The organism is Stenotrophomonas sp. JAG2 (assembly GCF_041080745.1).
Lineage (GTDB): Bacteria > Pseudomonadota > Gammaproteobacteria > Xanthomonadales > Xanthomonadaceae > Stenotrophomonas > Stenotrophomonas maltophilia_AA.
Window position 1 is genome coordinate 270523 of record NZ_JBEUMH010000003.1, and the last position, 17254, is coordinate 287776.

The 17254-nt window shown below is 67.5% G+C and carries 15 protein-coding genes; 7 read left to right on the plus strand and 8 right to left on the minus strand.

Going from position 1 to position 17254, the window contains the following annotated elements; all coding sequences use genetic code 11:
* Positions 1 to 39: 39 nt before the first annotated feature.
* The 3 genes from AB9O74_RS05340 to AB9O74_RS05350 form a co-directional block, all read right to left on the minus strand.
* Positions 40 to 1386: a diguanylate cyclase gene (locus tag AB9O74_RS05340; protein ID WP_176989557.1), complete on the minus strand. Its 1347-nt coding sequence runs from the start codon at positions 1384 to 1386 to the stop codon at positions 40 to 42.
* Positions 1387 to 1467: 81 nt separating this feature from the next.
* The gene (locus AB9O74_RS05345) at positions 1468 to 3048 is read right to left on the minus strand and encodes an MASE1 domain-containing protein (RefSeq protein WP_369348688.1); all 1581 of its coding nucleotides are present in this window, start codon (positions 3046 to 3048) and stop codon (positions 1468 to 1470) included.
* Between the two features lie 113 nt (positions 3049 to 3161).
* The gene (locus AB9O74_RS05350; RefSeq protein WP_346490769.1) at positions 3162 to 4448 is read right to left on the minus strand and encodes an FAD-binding oxidoreductase; all 1287 of its coding nucleotides are present in this window, start codon (positions 4446 to 4448) and stop codon (positions 3162 to 3164) included.
* Positions 4449 to 4644: 196 nt separating this feature from the next.
* Between AB9O74_RS05350 and AB9O74_RS05355 the strand changes: the two genes are divergently transcribed.
* From AB9O74_RS05355 to AB9O74_RS05385, 7 genes are all read left to right on the plus strand, one after another.
* Complete coding sequence (locus AB9O74_RS05355; RefSeq protein ID WP_369348689.1) at positions 4645 to 5403, plus strand: gamma-glutamyl-gamma-aminobutyrate hydrolase family protein; 759 nt, start codon at positions 4645 to 4647, stop codon at positions 5401 to 5403.
* Positions 5400 to 6797, plus strand: a complete 1398-nt coding sequence (locus tag AB9O74_RS05360) for a glutamine synthetase family protein (RefSeq protein ID WP_176989561.1) — start codon at positions 5400 to 5402, stop codon at positions 6795 to 6797. Before AB9O74_RS05355 ends, AB9O74_RS05360 begins: the two co-directional genes overlap by 4 nt.
* A 132-nt stretch (positions 6798 to 6929) precedes the next feature.
* Positions 6930 to 8036 carry a polyamine ABC transporter substrate-binding protein gene (locus tag AB9O74_RS05365; protein WP_046272012.1) on the plus strand — a complete coding sequence of 369 codons (1107 nt, stop codon included), beginning with the start codon at positions 6930 to 6932 and terminating at the stop codon, positions 8034 to 8036.
* 173 nt (positions 8037 to 8209) lie between these two features.
* Positions 8210 to 9343 (plus strand): ABC transporter ATP-binding protein, encoded by a 1134-nt coding sequence (locus AB9O74_RS05370; RefSeq protein WP_070426989.1) that lies wholly within the window; start codon positions 8210 to 8212, stop codon positions 9341 to 9343.
* Positions 9340 to 10251: an ABC transporter permease subunit gene (locus AB9O74_RS05375; RefSeq protein WP_176989562.1), complete on the plus strand. Its 912-nt coding sequence runs from the start codon at positions 9340 to 9342 to the stop codon at positions 10249 to 10251. The genes AB9O74_RS05370 and AB9O74_RS05375 overlap by 4 nt, the downstream gene beginning before the upstream one ends.
* Entirely contained in the window at positions 10248 to 11093 is an 846-nt protein-coding gene (locus AB9O74_RS05380) for an ABC transporter permease subunit (protein ID WP_176989563.1), read from the plus strand. Before AB9O74_RS05375 ends, AB9O74_RS05380 begins: the two co-directional genes overlap by 4 nt.
* A gap of 75 nt (positions 11094 to 11168) precedes the next feature.
* Positions 11169 to 12533: an NAD-dependent succinate-semialdehyde dehydrogenase gene (locus AB9O74_RS05385; RefSeq protein ID WP_369348690.1), complete on the plus strand. Its 1365-nt coding sequence runs from the start codon at positions 11169 to 11171 to the stop codon at positions 12531 to 12533.
* 88 nt (positions 12534 to 12621) lie between these two features.
* On the opposite strand, the gene AB9O74_RS05390 is transcribed toward AB9O74_RS05385, so the two are convergent.
* From AB9O74_RS05390 to AB9O74_RS05410, 5 genes are all read right to left on the minus strand, one after another.
* Positions 12622 to 13620 (minus strand): magnesium and cobalt transport protein CorA, encoded by a 999-nt coding sequence (locus AB9O74_RS05390; protein ID WP_346478565.1) that lies wholly within the window; start codon positions 13618 to 13620, stop codon positions 12622 to 12624.
* 15 nt (positions 13621 to 13635) lie between these two features.
* Positions 13636 to 14892 carry a DUF4105 domain-containing protein gene (locus AB9O74_RS05395; RefSeq protein ID WP_369348691.1) on the minus strand — a complete coding sequence of 419 codons (1257 nt, stop codon included), beginning with the start codon at positions 14890 to 14892 and terminating at the stop codon, positions 13636 to 13638.
* 8 nt (positions 14893 to 14900) lie between these two features.
* Positions 14901 to 15782 carry an HlyC/CorC family transporter gene (locus tag AB9O74_RS05400; protein WP_176989567.1) on the minus strand — a complete coding sequence of 294 codons (882 nt, stop codon included), beginning with the start codon at positions 15780 to 15782 and terminating at the stop codon, positions 14901 to 14903.
* Between the two features lie 65 nt (positions 15783 to 15847).
* Positions 15848 to 16441: a hypothetical protein gene (locus AB9O74_RS05405; RefSeq protein ID WP_369348692.1), complete on the minus strand. Its 594-nt coding sequence runs from the start codon at positions 16439 to 16441 to the stop codon at positions 15848 to 15850.
* Between the two features lie 80 nt (positions 16442 to 16521).
* Positions 16522 to 17208: a hypothetical protein gene (locus AB9O74_RS05410; RefSeq protein WP_369348693.1), complete on the minus strand. Its 687-nt coding sequence runs from the start codon at positions 17206 to 17208 to the stop codon at positions 16522 to 16524.
* Positions 17209 to 17254: the final 46 nt, after the last annotated feature.

Sequence of the window (17254 nt, forward strand, 5' to 3'; positions counted from 1 at the left end):
GACTCTAGGCAGTCGCGGCCGGGGCCGCGTTGATCTCGATCAAGGCGCCAGGGCGGGCTCGCGCTGGCGTGGGCCCGTGGCCACGGTGGCGCAGTGGACCCGGTTGCGACCCCCCGCCTTCGCCAGGTACAGCTGCCGGTCGGCCTCGGAGATCAGCCGGTGCAGCGAATCGCGTTGCGGGCGCAGGCAGCACAGTCCGATGCTGACCGTCATGCGCAGGGTGGTATGGCCCAGGTCGACCTCCAGCGCGGCGATCGTCTGGCGCAGTTCGTCGAAGTAGACCAGCGCTGCCTCCTGGTCCAGGCCCGGCACCAGCAGGCAGAACTCCTCGCCACCGAAGCGCGCGACCAGGTCGTCCTGGCGGGCGTGCTGGGCGACCGCCGCCGCGACCGCGCGCAGCGCATCGTCACCGGCCTCATGCCCATGCGTATCGTTGATGTGCTTGAAGTGGTCGATGTCGATCATCGCCACCGCGACCTGTTCACCGTCCAGGTGCAGCTGCGGAAGCTGGCGCTGGCTCTGCTCCAGGAAACACCGGCGGTTGGGCAGGCCGGTCAGGAAATCACGGGTGGCCAGGTCCTGCAGGGTGCCGATCAGCTCGAGCTGATCCACGTTCTGCGAGACGCGGCAGAAGAACTCTTCGCGCGAGAAGGGCTTGCGCAGGAAGTCGTTGGCGCCGTTCTTGAGGAAACGCGGGATCAGCGATGGATCGGTGTTGCCGGAAATGCCGATCACCGCCAGTTTGTCGCGCGAGCGCATCGTGCGCAGGCGGCGGGTGAACTCCACGCCCTCCATGCCGGGCATTTCCTGGTCGACCACGGCCAGCCGGATCGCCGGATGGGCCTCGATCGCCTTGAGCCCCTCGGCACCGTCGGCGGCCTCGTAGACGTCGTGCCCGTACATGCGCAGCAGCGAGGCGGCGTACATCCGCGCCGACATCGAGTCGTCCACCACCAGGGCGGCGATGCGCCGGTTGCGCTCCAGCCGCTGCACCAGCCACACCAGGTAGTCGATGCTGCCGGGCGTGTTCTTGAGTACGTAATCGATGATCTGCTGCTGCAGTACGCGCTTGCGCAGGTCTTCGTCGTAGACGCCGCTGACCACCACCGTGGGCAGCCCGCGCGACAGGAAGTAATCGACCACGGTGTCGCGGTCGCCATCGGCCAGGACCAGCCCGGTCAGGACCAGGAACCAGCCCTCTTCTTCATCGAGCAGCCGACCGGCTTCGGCCAGGCTGGTCGCCACCGAGACCGGCAGCTCCAGGCGCTGCTCGATCGCCTCGCGCAGCATGCTGGTGAACGTGCGCGAGTTTTCCACCAGCAGAATCCGCTGGGGCAGGGCATCACCGGGGTCGCTGAGGTCAGCGCCCTGCAACAGTGCCGGCATGAGGCGTACGCTCGGTTCCGAGTGGGTCGGGACAGATAGCGGCGGTTTCACACGCAACTTTAGGTCGACGCGCAGCGGCCCCTACGCGGCGCCCGTGCGCAGCAGCGCATCGCTCCATCGGGAGGCAGGCAGGGCGGTCTCGGTCAGCAGGATGCTGACGCGATTGTGGCGGCAACGTACTGCGCCGCCGTAGGCCAGCGCGCGCGCCGCCAGCCGCTCGCGCGCCAGTGCCGCCGTCGCCTGCGAAAGCTGGCGGTCGCTGTCGAGCAGGGCCACCACGATCACGATCCCGCGCTGCTGCCGGACCCGGCCGCAGCGCACATGCACCCGGAGCTGCCCGGTCTCGTGCCCCAACAGCAGGGACACCGCGTCGCTCAACGTTCGATAGGCGGCCAGCTGCACGTCCACGCTCAATCGACATGGGTCGCCCGCCAGGCGTGGCTGGGCCATGCGGTCCGATCGTTCCCAGCTCTCGCGGAGGCCGCCTGTCTGCAGGGCCAGATAAAGGCCGAGCTGCTCCAGCGCGGTGGGATACAGCATGCTGGCCTGCTCGCGGAACTGCCGTGAATGGCGTGCGGAGGTGTGCAGCAGCGCAGCGGCCGTGTCGTGGTGTCCGTGCGCCTGGAGCCAGGTCACCACCTGGCTGAGCGACACATCCATTCCCTCGCCGATGCTCTGCAGGTGGAGCGCACGCTCCCTGAGGATGATCTCACTGGAGATCTGCGAGGTTCTGGCGAGCGCGAGGGCCGCTTTCTCGGCCTGCTCGCGGGTACGGTATTGCTGGCGGTAATGGCTGATGCTGGAGCCCAGCGCGAGAAGCGCGATGCTGACCACGGCCATGCTCTGCTGGGTGGCGAAGGTCTGCGCATCGAAGGATTCGGGAAGGCCGGTGCTGGGCGTCGTGATGTGGATGATCAGGTTGAGCAGCGGAACGCCGATGGCGGCGCCGCGCCAACCGTGCATACAGGTCAGCGCGATCGCAGGCAGGGCCATCAACAGCAATACACTGGCCTTGGCACCGTCAGTCTCCGGCGGCGTCACGATGGAGGAGATGCCCAGCAACAGGGTCAGCGCGATGGCGGCCAGGGTGGGTACCACGAAGCGCCGCGACCATTCCGGTTCGCTCCGGCGCCGTGTCCAGAGCAGTGCAGGCAACGCAAGCGTCAGGATGGCGATGAAGTCACCCAGGATCATCCGGGCTGCGCTGCTCGTGACAGGGATCGCGGGCGGTACCGGCCACAGCAGATGCGACCCGGTGAGATTGATCGCGGTGACGACAATGGCGGCGGACGCGCCGACGGACAGCAGCCAGATGACGCTCGTGCCCGCCATCATCCTGCGATGCAGGTGCACGATCATCGCGACGGCGGGCATGAGCAGTACCGACCCCAGGACCACCCACGCCAGGCCGTACCTGCCGATCATGGGAATCCGCATCTGCGCAAAGTAGGCGTACTCGCCCAGCAGGAGGTAGGGCCACAGCCTCGGTGGGCAGACCATCAGCGCGGCGACACGGACGCCGGCCGGCAGGTAGAACTGGTCGAGGGAGAATTTCCGCGCACCCCAGCAGGCGACGGCATACACCACGGCAATCACCAGCCCCGCGGGCTGTATGCGCAGACTCAGCTGAAGACCTTCTTTCGACCACTGCAGTCCCACCATCCCCTCCCCATCCCGGCCGGAACACCCCCGGCAGGTACGACATGACACGAGCGTCCGTTCAGATCGGACGGTATCGGCAGAACGGACATGGCGCAATCGTGTCTACGTGGGGATCACCACAACGCATCCCGCAGCTTGTACCAGGACATCGCCGCGACCAGCAGCGGCGTCCGCAGCATGCGCCCGCCGGGGAAGGGCCGGTGCGGGATGCGTTCGAACACATCCAGGCGCTCGGCTTGGCCGGCGATGGCCTCGGCCAGCACCTGGCCCGCGAGCCCGGCTGCCGCCACGCCGTGGCCCGAGAAGCCCTGCGCGAAATAGACGTTCGGGGTCAGCCGGCCCCAATGCGGGGCGCGGTTGCGGGTGATGTCGACATAGCCACCCCAGACGTACTCCAGTTCCACATCGGCCAGCTGCGGGAACACCGCGCGCATGCGCCGGGTCATGACCCCGCGCAGGCCGGGTGGGGGCAGGGCGGAATAGCTGGCCTGGCCGCCGAACAGCAGGCGGTGGTCGCGGCTCAGCCGGAAATAGTCCAGCGCCCAGCTGACATCGGCCACGGCCATGTCGTTGCGGATCAGCGACTGCGCCCGTGCCTGGCCCAGCACCGTACTGGCGCCGATATACGTACCCACCGGCATGATCCGCGATTCCAACTCCGGCGCGATGCCTTCCAGCCACGCGTTGCCGGCGATCACCACATGGTCGGCTGTTACCGTGCCGTGCGCGGTGCGCAGTTGCGGCCGTGCCCCTCGGATCAGCTGCAGGACCGGCGACTGTTCGTGGATCACCGCCCCGGCCCCCTCGGCCGCGCGCGCCAGGCCTTGCGCATAGGCCAGCGGATGCAGGTGGCCGCTGTGGGGATCGAACATGGCCCCGCGGTAGCGCGGGCTGTCCAGCTGTCCGCGCAACTGCGCGCGGTCCCACCACTCCAGGGGATAGTCGTAGCGCTGGGCCAGATCGATCAGCCCGGCACGCAGCATGCGCTCCTGGCGGGGTTTGATCGGCACGCTGGCATGGCCGTCACGCCAGTCGCAGTCGATCTGGTGGCGGGCGATGCGGTCGCGCAGCAGGCGCATGCCGTCGCGTGAAAACGCGAACAGCGCCCGCGCGTCCTCGGCGCCGACCAGATGCTCCAGCGTATCCACTTCGCAGCCGTAGCCGACGATTGCCTGGCCGCCGTTGCGGCCGGAGGCGCCCCAGCCGACCCGGTGGGCCTCCAGCAGCACGACGCGATAGCCGCGCTCGGCCAGGGTCAGGGCGGCGGAGAGTCCGGTGTAGCCGGCGCCGAGCACGCAGACATCGGCGTTCAGGTCGCCGGCCAGCGGCGCACGCAGTGGCGTGCCAGGCACGCTGTCGGCGTACCAGCTCGGCGCGTGCGCTTCGCCGGCGGCGGTCACGCCGGGCACCGGCGGAAAAAGGTGAGGACGACAATCATGGACAGAGGATGCCAGCAACCGACGCGCGGAACAGCACGCAGTCTGTCGCAGCCTTTGCCGCCGGCATGTGATGGGTCGTGCTTCGGCAGCGCGGCCGCGTGTTGCGCGGGGTCTGCGCGCAGGGGTAACGTGGCCGCAGGTCATCCGAGCATGACGCATGGTCTCGCCCCCCTGGGTCGGCCTGCCCACCGACAGCACGATGCTGGGCCATCACCGCTTCGCGGCGGCGGGTGAGAAGTACCTCCGCGCGCTGGTCGAGGCGGCCGGCGTCACGCCGGTGCTGCTGCCCAGCCTGCAGCCGCCGTTGCCGGCCGCGCATTGGCTGGATCGCCTGCAGGGCGTGCTGCTGACCGGCGCGGTGAGCAACATCGAGCCGCATCTGTATGCCGGTCCGCCGAGCTGGCCGGGCAATCGCCACGATCCGGGACGCGATGCGAATGCGCTGTCGCTTCTGCACGAAGCGCTGGCGCGCGACCTGCCGGTGCTGGCGATCTGCCGCGGTTTCCAAGAGTTGAACGTCGCCCTGGGCGGCAGCCTGCATCCGCGTGTGCACGAGATACCGGGGATGAGCGATCATCGTGAAGATCCGGACGCGCCCGTCGAGGTGCAGTATGGTCCTGCACATGACATCCGGCTGTCCGACGGCGGTTGGCTGGCCGGTTGGGCCGGGGCATCGTCGGCGCGGGTCAATTCCGTGCACGGGCAGGGCATCGATCGCTTGGCCGAGGGGCTGCAGATCGAGGCCGTCGCCGAGGACGGCCTGATCGAGGCCGCGCGCAGCACCACGCATCGTTTCGTGCTCGGGGTGCAGTGGCATCCGGAGTGGCGGGTGGCCGACAATCCGTTCTATCACAGTATTTTCCATGCCTTCGGCGATGCTTGTCGCCGCAACTCCCTTACAGCAGACCGGTCATGACCACCCGAACGCGTTCGCGCAAAGCCGCCGCCCCCAAGCCTGTTCCGCAGGAGAGCACGCTGCTGCGCTGGCTCAAGGACCGGCGGATCACCGAGGTGGAGTGCCTGGTGCCGGACATCACCGGCAATGCCCGCGGCAAGATCATTCCGGCCGACAAGTTCTCGCACGATTACGGCACGCGCCTGCCGGAAGGCATCTTCGCCACCACGGTCACCGGCGAATTCCCGGACGACTATTACGAGCTGACCTCCCCCTCGGATTCGGACATGATCCTGCGCCCGGACGCGGACACCGTCCGCATGGTGCCGTGGGCGACCGATCCGACCGCGCAGGTCATCCATGACTGTTTCACCAAGACCGGCGAGCCGCATGAGCTGGCCCCGCGCAACGTGCTGCGTCGCGTCCTCAATGCCTACGCCGAACTGGGCCTGCGCCCGGTGGTGGCACCGGAGCTGGAGTTCTTCCTGGTCCAGAAGAACACCGATCCGGACTTCCCGCTGCTGCCGCCGGCCGGCCGCTCCGGGCGACCGGAGACGGCGCGCCAGTCCTACTCCATCGATGCGGTCAACGAGTTCGATCCGATCCTCGATCTGATGTACGACTACTGCGATGCGATGAAGCTGGACGTGGACACGCTGATCCACGAATCCGGCGCGGCGCAGTTGGAGGTCAACTTCACCCACGCCAACGCGATGGACCTGGCCGACCAGGTGTTCCTGTTCAAGCGCACCATGCGCGAATCGGCGATGCGCCACGGCATCTATGCCACGTTCCTGGCCAAGCCGATGGAGAACGAGCCAGGCAGTGCGATGCACATCCACCAGAGCCTGCTGAAGATCAGCGATGGCAGCAATGTGTTCACCGGCGAGCATGGCGGTGAGGATTTCAGCCCGCTGTTCGGCCACTACCTGGCCGGCCTGCAGAAATACGTGCCGGCCGCGATGGCGTTCTTCGCGCCGAACGTCAACTCCTACCGCCGGCTGATGTTCGGCGAAGTCTCGCCCAGCAACGTGCACTGGGGCTTCGACAACCGCACCTGCGGGCTGCGGGTGCCGCTGGACACGCCGGAAAACATGCGGGTGGAAAGCCGGTTCGCCGGTTCGGACGCCAACCCCTACCTCGCGATCGCCGCGACCCTGGCCGCCGGGCTGCTCGGCATCCGCGAGCAGGGCTCGCCGACCGCGCCGATCAGCGGCAGCGCCAAGGAGCTCGGCTACGACCTGCCGCGCTCGCTGGGTGAGGCGCTGGACGGGCTGGAAGGCTGCCCGGAGCTGCGCGAGATGCTCGGCGAGCGCTTCTGCCGCGCCTATGTGTCGGTCAAGCGCAAGGAATACGAGACGTTTTTCCGGGTGATCAGCTCCTGGGAGCGCGAGTTCCTGCTGCTCAACGTCTGACCCGAGGCGCCCCATCCGGCATGGCCGTGAGGGCCGTGTGCTGGGAAAATGGGGACATGCCCGGTAGGCTGGCACCCGTTGCGCCGGTCCGGCCGGTTCCCCCCAACTCGCACCTGACCTGTGGAGAGTCCGATGAAGCTGCGAATCCTCACCCTCGGCATTGCCGTATCCGTGCTGACCGCCTGTGGCGGCGGTGACAAGCAGGACGACGCCAAGGTGCTGAACGTCTACAACTACAGCGATTACATCGCCGAAGACACCATCCCGAATTTCGAGAAGGCCACCGGCACCAAGGTGACCTATGACGTGTTCGACAGCGATGAGATGGTCGAAACCAAGCTGCTGGCCGGCAACAGCGGGTACGACGTGGTCGTGCCGACGCTGAACTTCTTCGGCCGCCAGATCAAGGCCGGCGTGTTCCTGCCGCTGGACAAGAGCAAGATCCCGAACCTGGCCAATCTCGATCCGAGCGTGATGAAACGCATCGCGCAGCAGGATCCGGGCAACGAATACGGCGTGCCGTACATGATCGGCACCACCGGCATCGGCTACAACGTGGAGCTGCTCAAGCAGCGCTTCGGTGGCAGCACCGAGATCGCCAACAGCTGGGACCTGATCTTCAAGCCCGAAAACATCGCCAAGATGAAGGACTGCGGGATCACGATCCTGGATACGCCGTCGGACATGATCCCGATCGCGCTGCATTACCTGGGCGAGGATCCGCACAGCCAGGATCCGGCCACGCTGGAGAAGGCCGCCGCGCTGCTCAAGACCATCCGCCCGTACGTGCAGAACTTCCACTCCTCGCAGTACGTGGGCTCGCTGGCCAACGGCGGTACCTGCCTGGTGGTGGGCTGGTCCGGTGACATCATCCAGGCCCGTGACCGCGCGGCCGAGGCCTCCAACGGCGTGACCGTGGCGTACTCGATCCCGCGCGAAGGCGCCCCGCAGTGGTTCGACATGCTGGCCATCCCCAAGGATGCCAAGCACCCGGAGGCCGCCTATGCCTTCATCAACTACCTGCTGGAGCCGAAGGTCGCCGCGGCCAACACCAACTTCATCCACTACGCCAACCCGGTGACCACGGCCACGCCGCTGGTGGACGAAGCGATCCGTACCGACCCGACCATCTACCCGCCGGCCGATGTGGCGGCGAAGATGTTCACCTATTCGATCAACACGCCCGAGGTCGACAAGCTCTATACCCGGCTGTGGACCGAGGTGAAGACCGGGCGCTGACCCGCCCGTGCGACGCCGGCCCCGTGCCGGCGTCGTCGTTTCAGGGGGAGGGGCGGCAATCCGCCCCGGGCCCGGCAAAGCGGGCCGCCCGGCCGGGTAGCGCATGACGCCACGACGACCGGTAAAATGGGATGCTCCCCCCCGTCCTGCCGCCGCTCCCGGAGCCGCCCCCCATGCCATTTGAAGCCAAGCCGGAAGGCGCGGTCCTCCCGGTCCTGGAACCGGGCTACCTGTCCATCCGCGCGCTGCGCAAGGAGTTCGACGGCTTCGTCGCGCTCGATGACGTCACCCTGGACGTGCGCAAGGGCGAAATCTTCGCGCTGCTTGGTGGCTCCGGCAGCGGCAAATCCACGCTGCTGCGCTGCCTGGGCGGCTTCGAGACACCGACCCAGGGCACCATCGACCTGGACGGCCAGCGCATCAACGCGCTGCCGCCGTACCAGCGCCCGATCAACATGATGTTCCAGTCCTATGCGCTGTTCCCGCACATGACGGTGGAGCAGAACATCGCCTTCGGCCTGAAGCAGGACGGCATGGCCCGCGATGCGATCAACCGCCGCGTCGGCGAAATGCTGGAGCTGGTGCAGCTGGGCAAGCTGGCCAAGCGCAAACCGCACCAGCTCTCCGGCGGCCAGCAGCAGCGCGTGGCGCTGGCGCGGTCGCTGGCCAAGGGTCCGAAGCTGCTGTTGCTGGATGAGCCGATGGGCGCGCTCGACAAGAAGCTGCGCTCGCAGATGCAGCTGGAGCTGGTCAACATCATCGAGACCACCGGGGTGACCTGCGTGATGGTCACCCACGATCAGGAAGAGGCCATGACCATGGCCACCCGGATCGCGGTGATGGACGCCGGGTGGATCCAGCAGGTCGGCAAGCCGGATGAAATCTACGAGCAGCCGGCCAACCGCTTCGTGGCCGAGTTCATCGGCTCGGTGAACCTGTTCGACGGCGTGCTGGATGAAGACCTTCCCGAGTACGTCACCGTGCGCACGCCGCTGTTCCCCGCGCCGATCTACGTCGCCCACGGCATCACCGGCTACGAAGGCCAGCCGGTGGCGTTCGCGCTGCGCCCGGAGAAGGTGATGATCGGCAAGGACGAGCCGGCCGGCGACACCAACAAGGCCCAGGGCGTGATCGAGGAGATCGCCTATTTCGGCAGCCACTCGGTGTTCCATGTGCGCCTGCCGAGCGGGGCAAAGGTGCTGTCCAACTTCGCCAACTCGCAGCGCTGGGCCAGCGATGGCCTGACCTGGGGTGACACCGTGTGGGTGCACTGGCGCGACAACGACGGCGTGGTGCTGACCTCATGAGCGCGACCGGCTGGAAGCGCTGGCTCCCGGGCACGCGCGCCGGCGTGATCGCCGCGCCGTACCTGTGGCTGCTGCTGTTCTTCGCGGTGCCGTTCGTGATCATCCTGATGATCTCCTTCGCGCGCACCCAGGTCGGCTCGCCGCCGTACACCTGGCTGCTGGAGTACGTGGACGGCGCCTTCTCGCTCAAGCTCAACCTCGGCAGCTACGCGGCCCTGGTCAAGGACAACCAGTACCTGCTGGCCTACCTGAGCTCGATCAAGATCGCGGTGATCTCGACCCTGCTCACGCTGCTGATCGGCTACCCGATGGCCTACGTGATCTCGCGGATGAGCCCGGCCGCGCGCAACGTGGCGATGATGCTGGTGGTGCTGCCCTCGTGGACCTCGTTCCTGATCCGCGTGTATGCCTGGATCGGCATCCTCGACCGCAACGGCCTGCTCAACCAGCTGCTGCTCAAGATCGGCGTGATCGATGCGCCGCTGCAGATCCTGTACACCCCGACTGCGGCCTACATCGGCATCGTGTACTGCTATCTGCCGTTCATGGTGCTGCCGCTGTACGCCAACCTGGTCAAGCTGGACAACCGCCTGCTCGAGGCCGCCTACGATTTGGGCGCCAAGCCGTGGCAGGCCTTCCTGCGGATCACGCTGCCGCTGTCGCGCACGGGCATCATCGCCGGCTGCATGCTGGTGATGATTCCGGCCGTGGGTGAATTCGTGATCCCGGAAATGCTGGGCGGGCCGGATACGCTGATGATCGGCCGCGTGCTGTGGGGCGAGTTCTTCAACAACCGCGACTGGCCGACGGCCTCGGCGGTGGCGATCGTGATGCTGGCCCTGCTGCTGGTGCCGATCCTGCTGTTCAACCGCATGCAGCAGCGCGAGCTGGAAGGGAAGCTGGCATGAGCATGGTGCGCAGCAACCGCTGGCTGGGCTGGAGCCTGCTCGGGCTGGGCTTCGCCTTCCTGTACCTGCCGATCCTGTTGTTGATGGTGTACTCCTTCAACGCCTCCAAGCTCGCCACGGTCTGGTCGGGTTTCTCCACGCGCTGGTACGGCGAACTGTTCAACAACCGGCAGATCCTGGATGCGCTCTGGATCAGCCTCAAGGTCGCGTTCTGGACCGCCTGTGCGGCCACCGTGCTCGGCACGATGGCGGCGATGGTGATGACCCGCATGCGCCGCTTCCCGGGCAAGACGCTGTTCGGAGCGTTGATCACTGCGCCGCTAGTGATGCCGGAAGTGATCCTGGGCTTCTCGCTGATGACGCTGCTGGTGGCGATGGGCGGCATCCCGGGCTTTCCCAGCCGCGGCGTGACCAGCATCTGGATCGCGCATGTCACCTTCACGTTGTCCTTCGTGACCGTCGTGGTGTCCTCGCGCCTGCAGGAACTGGACCGCTCGCTGGAGGAGGCCGCGATGGATCTTGGTGCGAGCCGGCTGAAGGTGTTCTTCCAGATCACCCTGCCGATCATCGCCCCGGCGCTGGTGGCCGGCTGGCTGCTGGCATTCACGCTGTCGCTGGATGACGTGGTGATCGCCAGCTTCGTGGCGGGGCCGAACTCGACCACCCTGCCGATGAAGGTGTTCTCCTCGGTGCGGATGGGCATCAAGCCGGAGATCAATGCGCTGGCAACCCTGATGGTGCTGGCGGTGTCGATCGCGGCGGTGATCGGGTGGTACATCACCGCGCGCACGGAGAAGCGTCGCCAGCGCGACATGCAGATGGCGCTGCAGGACCCCGGCTGAACGTCATCCTGATCCGGCAACATCCGGATCACGTGGCCGGGCGCACACTGTGGGTCTGACTTTCGGAGACCCGCGATGACCGTTGACATCATCAATCCTGCGACCGGCCAGGTCACGTATCGCCATGAACTGCTCACCGCCAAAGAGGTCGAGCAGCGCCTGGCCGCTGCCGCCGAGGCGTTCCCGGCCTGGGCCGCACGCTCGCTGCAGGAGCGCGGGGCGATCCTGCGTGCCATCGCCGCCCAGCTGCGCCAGCGCAAAGGCGACATCCAGCAGGCGATGACCACCGAGATGGGCAAGCTCAAGGGGGAGGCGCTGGGCGAGATCGAGAAGTGCGCCGAGGCCTGCGAGTTCTACGCCGACCACGCGGCCGATTACCTCAAGCCGCAGCTGATCGATACCGAGGCCCAGCGCAGCTACGTGCGCTATGAGCCGATCGGCTGCGTGTTCGCGGTGATGCCGTGGAATTTCCCGATCTGGCAGGTGTTCCGTTTCCTCGCCCCGGCGTTCATGGCCGGCAACGTAGCCCTGCTCAAGCACGCCAGCAACGTGCCGCAGTGCGCGGACCTGATCCTGGCCGTATGCCGAGATGGCGGCCTGCCCGAGGGCGTGTTCGATGTGCTGCACATCGACAACGACCAGGCGGCCGAGGTGCTGCGCGACAAGCGGATCAAGGCGGTCACCCTGACCGGCAGCGAACGCGCCGGGCGGTCCATCGCGGCCAATGCAGGTGACCAGCTCAAGAAGTGCGTGATGGAGCTGGGCGGCAGCGACGCGTTCGTGGTCCTGGCCGACGCCGATCTCGAGAAGACGGTCGCCGCCGCGGTGAAGTCACGCTTCGACAACAGCGGCCAGACCTGCATCGCGGCCAAGCGCTTCATCGTGGTCGATGCGATCGCCGATGCGTTCGTGAAAAAGTTCGTTGCCGCGGCAGGCAAGCGCGTCTACGGCGATCCGCAGGACGAGACCACCACGCTGGCCCCGATGGCGCGCGCGGATCTGCGCGACGAGCTGCACAAGCAGGTGCAGGACAGCATCGCCAAGGGCGCCACGCTGCTGCTCGGCGGCGAGCCGGTGGCCGGCTCGCACGCGGGCTACCCGGCAACCATCCTGGACAACGTCACCCCCCGCATGCCGGCCTATGACGAAGAGTTGTTCGGCCCGGCGGCCGCGATCCTGCGGGTTGGCGACGAGGCCGAGGCGCTGCGCGCGGCCAATGACACCAGCTTCGGGCTGGGCGGCAGCGTGTGGACCACCGACCCGGTGCGCGGCGAAGCGATTGCCCAGCAGCTGGAATGTGGTGCCGCCTTCGTCAACGCCATCGTCAAGAGCGACGTGCGCCTGCCGTTCGGCGGCAGCAAGCGCTCCGGCTTCGGCCGCGAACTGGCCGAGCACGGCATCCATGAGTTCATGAACATCAAGACGATTTACGTGGCTTGATGCCACCGATCGGGGTAGGAGCCGACCGTTGGTCGGCTCACCGCCTTGGCGGCCAACGGTCGCCGCCGTAGCGACCAACGGTCGCTACCTACAGCCAGCGGGCGCGCTTGAACAGGCGGTACAGGCCAACGCATACCGCACCCACGCCGATGATCATGGCGGGGTAGGCCCAGGGCTTGTCCAGTTCGGGCATGTGGGTGAAGTTCATGCCGTACCAGCTGGTGATCAGGGTCGGGGCGGCCAGCAGTGCCGCCCACGCACCCAGGCGCTTGACCGTCTCGCCCTGGGCCAAGGTCACCAGCGACAGGTTCACGCTCAGCGCAGTCCCCAGCATTTCGCGCAGGGTGTCGATCACATCGCTGATCCGCACGGCGTGGTCGTGCACGTCGCGCAGGTACAGCTTCACTTCGTCCGGCACCAGGTCGCCCTGGTAGCGCTTGATCTGCGAGAGCATGTCCTGCAGCGGCGCGACCGCCATGCGCATCTTGTTGAGCTCGCGCTTGAGTTCGTACAGGCGCACCACGGTATGGCGCTTGTAGTTGTCGGAGAAGATGTCCTTCTCCAGCAGCTCCAGCGTGTCGCGGTAGCGCTGGGTGATCGGCAGGTAGTTGTCGACCACGAAATCCAGCACCGCATACAGGCAGTACGACGGCCCCATCGTGCGCAGCAGCTCCGGCTCGCGCTCGACGCGGGCGCGCGGTGCCGCGTAGGACAGCGAGGCGCCGTGGCGCACCGTGACCAGGAAGCGCGGCCCGAGGAAGGCATGCGTCTCGCCGTACTGGATGCGCTCGTCGACCATCTGCGCGGTGGTCACCACCACGAACAGCGAGTTGCCGTACGCCTCGACCTTGGGCCGCTGATGCGCGTTGCGCGCGTCCTCGATGGCCAGCGAATGCAGGCAGAACTCTTCCTGCAGCTTCAGCAGCACGCTGTCGTGGGGCTCGTAGAGTCCCACCCAGACAAAGCCGTTGTCGCTGGCGATCACATCGCTGATTGCATCCAGGCTGATGTCGTGCCGTTTGCCCTGGTCATCGTAGTGAACGCAGTTGATGACGCAGGCGGGATTTTCGGGTGTGACGGTATCCATGGCGGGCATCGTGCGTCAGCGGCCCGTGACGGGCGGGTCACGGCGGGCCAGCGCCCACGCCAGCGCCACGTGGATCGGCAGCAGCAGCACGATCCACTGCAGGTTGTACTGCGCCTGCAGCGTGAGCCAATGCAGCACCAGGCCCAGCAGCGAGAGGCCAGCGACCGCCCACAGCACGATCCGGAACCACGCACGCGGCATGCGGCCGCGCAGCAGGGTGATCGCGCCGGGCAGGAGCAGCAGGCACAGCGGCGAGAGCTGCAGCAGGTTGCGGTTGGCCCAGGCGGCCTGGTGCGCGCTGAAGCCCCACAGGTAGGTCAGCAGGGCGCCGCCGATCCCGCAGAACAGCCAGAACGGCAGCGCCAGGCCGCCAAGCAGACGCCGCCGGCGGCGCAGTGCGACCACACCCGCGGCGGCGATCAGGCCGCACAGCAGCCAGGGCCACCAGCGCCGGGGCGACTCGGCCGGTTCCGGGGCGATCCGGTGCGGCAGCAGTTCCTGCTCGGCCTGTACCAGCGGGCGACCTTCGCTGTTGCGCGCCTGGCGCAGCGCATCGGCCAGGCGCATCGGCACGAACGCTTCCTGCCAGCGCGACAGGGGCTGATCGGCGAACGGGCCCAGGCCGATATCGAATCCCAGCCACATCCACGGCGACGGCGACGCCAGGCGCACCGATTCACTGCGGTAGGTGTTGCCGCGCGAGCGCCCGGACAGCTGCGAATGCAGCCCGCCGCCGAGCGCGCCATCGATCGCATCGCGGACCATGGTCGCGCAGTTAGCGGTGTAGTAATCGTAGTGGTAGCGCGCGTTTTCCGGCTTGGCGCGCTCGGCCAGCGAGGCGGCCAAGGCATGCGCCTGCTCAGGCGTCAGGTCCAGCCACTGCACGCTCGCGCCGCGACCGCTCTCCTGGTAGTACGACAGATCCTGCCCGAGGGGCAGCGCGACCAGGTAATACATCATGTCGCCGCGCACGAAGTTGCCGATGAAATCGGATTCGCTCGGGTCGAAGTAACCGAAGTTGTAGGAGGTGGCGTCGCCGGTGACCGGGTCGACCACGACCAGGGCGTCATGCCCGAAGCGTTCGAAGAAAATCTCGCCCGGCTGCATGGTGACCACGCCGATGCGCGGCGCCGCGGCGACGGAGGCCGGGGCATCACTGACCGGCGCGGCATCCTGCGCGGCCAGCGCCCCGAAGGGCAGGCTGGCCATCGCCATCAGCGACAACACGAACAACAGGCGGCACAGCGACCACCGATTCAAAGGGGGCCGCATGGCGTGGGTCAATCCTCGTTGTGGGTGTCAGGCGGCAGTACGGTCACGTGGAACGCCTGCACGCGGCGGGCATCGGCACGCGCGACCCGGAACACGAAGCGGTCCAGGGTGAGTTCGTCGCCGGTTTCCGGCAGGTGCCCGATCGCCTCGGTGACCAGGCCACCGATGGTGTCGTAATCATCATCGGGGAACGTGGCGCCGAAACGCTCGTTGAAATCCTCGATCGCGGTCAGCGCGTCGACCACGTACTGGCCGTCGGCCTGGATCGCGATCTGCGAGGTGTGGTCCTCGGCTTCGTCGTGCTCGTCATCGATCTCGCCGACGATCTGCTCCAGCACGTCCTCGATGGTGACCAGCCCGGCGACACCGCCGTACTCATCCACCACGATGGCCATGTGGTTGCGCGACAGCCGGAACTCCTTGAGCAGCACGTTGAGCTTCTTGGCCTCGGGGATCAGCACCGCCGGGCGCAGCAGCTCGCGGATGTTGGCCGGCCCGTTGTCGGCGACCACGCCGCGCAGCAGGTCCTTGGCCAGCAGGATGCCGAGGATGTCGTCCTTGTTGTCGCCGTGCACCGGGAAGCGCGAATGGCCGGATTCGACCACCTGCTTCATCAGTTCAAGGAAGGGGGCTTCGACCGGCAGGGAGACCATCTGCGAGCGCGAGATCATCACGTCGCCGACGGTGAGCTCGGCCACCGCGATGGCACCTTCCATCATCCGCAGCGTGTCGGCGGCGATCAGGCCGTCTTCGTGCGCGGTGTGCAGGACCGCCACCAGCTCGTCGCGGGTGTGTGGTTCGCCGGAGAAGGCAGAGGTCAGGCGTTCGAGCCAGCTGCGCTTCTTTTCATTGTGCTCCTGGGTGGAGCTACTACTGTCGTCTTCAGACATCTCTGGAAAAAAAGGCACCCGGCGTGCCGGGCGTTGGATTTAGTCTATCAGGATGCGGGCGCCTGTCAGCGGCCAGCCGAGGCGGGATTCACGCCCGGCGCGGGGCCCGGGGCGGCGGCCGGGGGCGGGGTCTCCTCTTCCGGCGGGAGGTCCAGGCTGTAGGTACAGCCGGCCAGGGTCTTGCCGGGGTGGGACTTGACCGTGGACAGGCTCAGGATCACCGACTCGATCAGGGCCTCGCCGGTACGCGGGTCGGTGACGTCGCGGCTGACCAGCTCGCGCCCGGCCATGAATTTCTCCGGGGTATCCACACCGTCTTCCAGGGCCAGGCGCTTGGCCAGCGGGCGCGGATCGGCCAGGTCCAGGATCGCCATGATGCTGGCCCCGGCCACCGTGATGTACTCGGCGCGCTCGCCGAAGACCGTGATCGGCGCGGCCAGGCGGAATTCGGTCATGAACTGGTTGGTCTGCGGCAACGGCTGCAGGCCATTGGCGACCGCCTTGAGCGGGTCCGCCACGACCGGGGCGACGGCATCGTAATCGCTCACGCTCTTGCGGCATTCAATCAAAGCGGGCAGGTCCAGCGGCGCCGCGTCGGCAAACGCCGGGGCAGGCAGCAGGCCGAGCAGGCCCAGGTAGGCAAATCGCAACAGGGTCATCGGAACAGGTCCATCAACAGGCGTGCACGGCACGGACGCGGCGACGATCATAACGGGGGGCGGTCCCGCCTGGCAGGCCGTCAGCGACGGCGCAGCAGCCAGCGCAGCGTGGCGGTGAAGGTGACGATCGCGATCCCCGCCGCGCACAGGACCAAGGCCGAGGCGCCCAGATGGAGCGCTTCCGGGCCGCTGGCGGTGAGCGTGATCAGCGTGCGGCCGAACACCAGCGCGAAGGCCGCGGCAAGGACGAACAGCAGCGCCACCTGCACCGGCCGTGCGCGGAAGACCGGGGACTGTGCGGGCGGGGCACCATCGCGCCGGGCCCAGCGATACAACGTGCGCCAGCCCGTCGGTGCGGCCAGTGCCGCCGCCAGTCCCGACCAAGCCACCACGCCCAGGCCGGTGGCGCTGAGCGCGGCGTCGCCTGGGCCGGCCAGCAGGCGGGGCAGGACCAGGCCCGCCACCACGCTGGTCAGCAGGCCCACGACGAATACGCCGGTAGCCACGCCGTCCAGGCGGTCGGCCCAGTGTGGGGGGAGGGGCGCGCGCCGTTGATGCGCAGCCCACCAGCTGCGCGCCGGGGCCAGGGACAGCAGGGCGATCACCGCCGAGAGCGCCAGCATGCCCAACCGGATCGCACCGGGATCGCGGCCTGCCGGTGTCAGTGCCGGCAGACCTGGCGCGCCGAGGGCGGAATACACCACGCCCGCCAGCGACAGTGCGAGCAGCAGGGGGCCCAGTGCCGAGCGGCGGTCAGGTGACGGCATCGCGGCATACATCCTTGTAGGGCAGAGGGATCAACACAGGTATCGA

What these genes read in the sequence shown, in the direction of transcription:
- AB9O74_RS05345 (WP_369348688.1), bottom strand. Translation starts at nt 3,048, where the DNA reads ATGGTGGGACTGCAGTGGTCGAAAGAAGGTCTTCAGCTGAGTCTGCGC.
- AB9O74_RS05370 (WP_070426989.1), top strand. Translation starts at nt 8,210, where the DNA reads ATGCCATTTGAAGCCAAGCCGGAAGGCGCGGTCCTCCCGGTCCTGGAA.
- AB9O74_RS05360 (WP_176989561.1), top strand. Translation starts at nt 5,400, where the DNA reads ATGACCACCCGAACGCGTTCGCGCAAAGCCGCCGCCCCCAAGCCTGTT.
- AB9O74_RS05405 (WP_369348692.1), bottom strand. Translation starts at nt 16,441, where the DNA reads ATGACCCTGTTGCGATTTGCCTACCTGGGCCTGCTCGGCCTGCTGCCT.
- AB9O74_RS05390 (WP_346478565.1), bottom strand. Translation starts at nt 13,620, where the DNA reads ATGGATACCGTCACACCCGAAAATCCCGCCTGCGTCATCAACTGCGTT.
- AB9O74_RS05355 (WP_369348689.1), top strand. Translation starts at nt 4,645, where the DNA reads ATGGTCTCGCCCCCCTGGGTCGGCCTGCCCACCGACAGCACGATGCTG.
- AB9O74_RS05410 (WP_369348693.1), bottom strand. Translation starts at nt 17,208, where the DNA reads ATGCCGTCACCTGACCGCCGCTCGGCACTGGGCCCCCTGCTGCTCGCA.
- AB9O74_RS05340 (WP_176989557.1), bottom strand. Translation starts at nt 1,386, where the DNA reads ATGCCGGCACTGTTGCAGGGCGCTGACCTCAGCGACCCCGGTGATGCC.
- AB9O74_RS05400 (WP_176989567.1), bottom strand. Translation starts at nt 15,782, where the DNA reads ATGTCTGAAGACGACAGTAGTAGCTCCACCCAGGAGCACAATGAAAAG.
- AB9O74_RS05385 (WP_369348690.1), top strand. Translation starts at nt 11,169, where the DNA reads ATGACCGTTGACATCATCAATCCTGCGACCGGCCAGGTCACGTATCGC.
- AB9O74_RS05375 (WP_176989562.1), top strand. Translation starts at nt 9,340, where the DNA reads ATGAGCGCGACCGGCTGGAAGCGCTGGCTCCCGGGCACGCGCGCCGGC.
- AB9O74_RS05395 (WP_369348691.1), bottom strand. Translation starts at nt 14,892, where the DNA reads ATGCGGCCCCCTTTGAATCGGTGGTCGCTGTGCCGCCTGTTGTTCGTG.
- AB9O74_RS05380 (WP_176989563.1), top strand. Translation starts at nt 10,248, where the DNA reads ATGAGCATGGTGCGCAGCAACCGCTGGCTGGGCTGGAGCCTGCTCGGG.
- AB9O74_RS05365 (WP_046272012.1), top strand. Translation starts at nt 6,930, where the DNA reads ATGAAGCTGCGAATCCTCACCCTCGGCATTGCCGTATCCGTGCTGACC.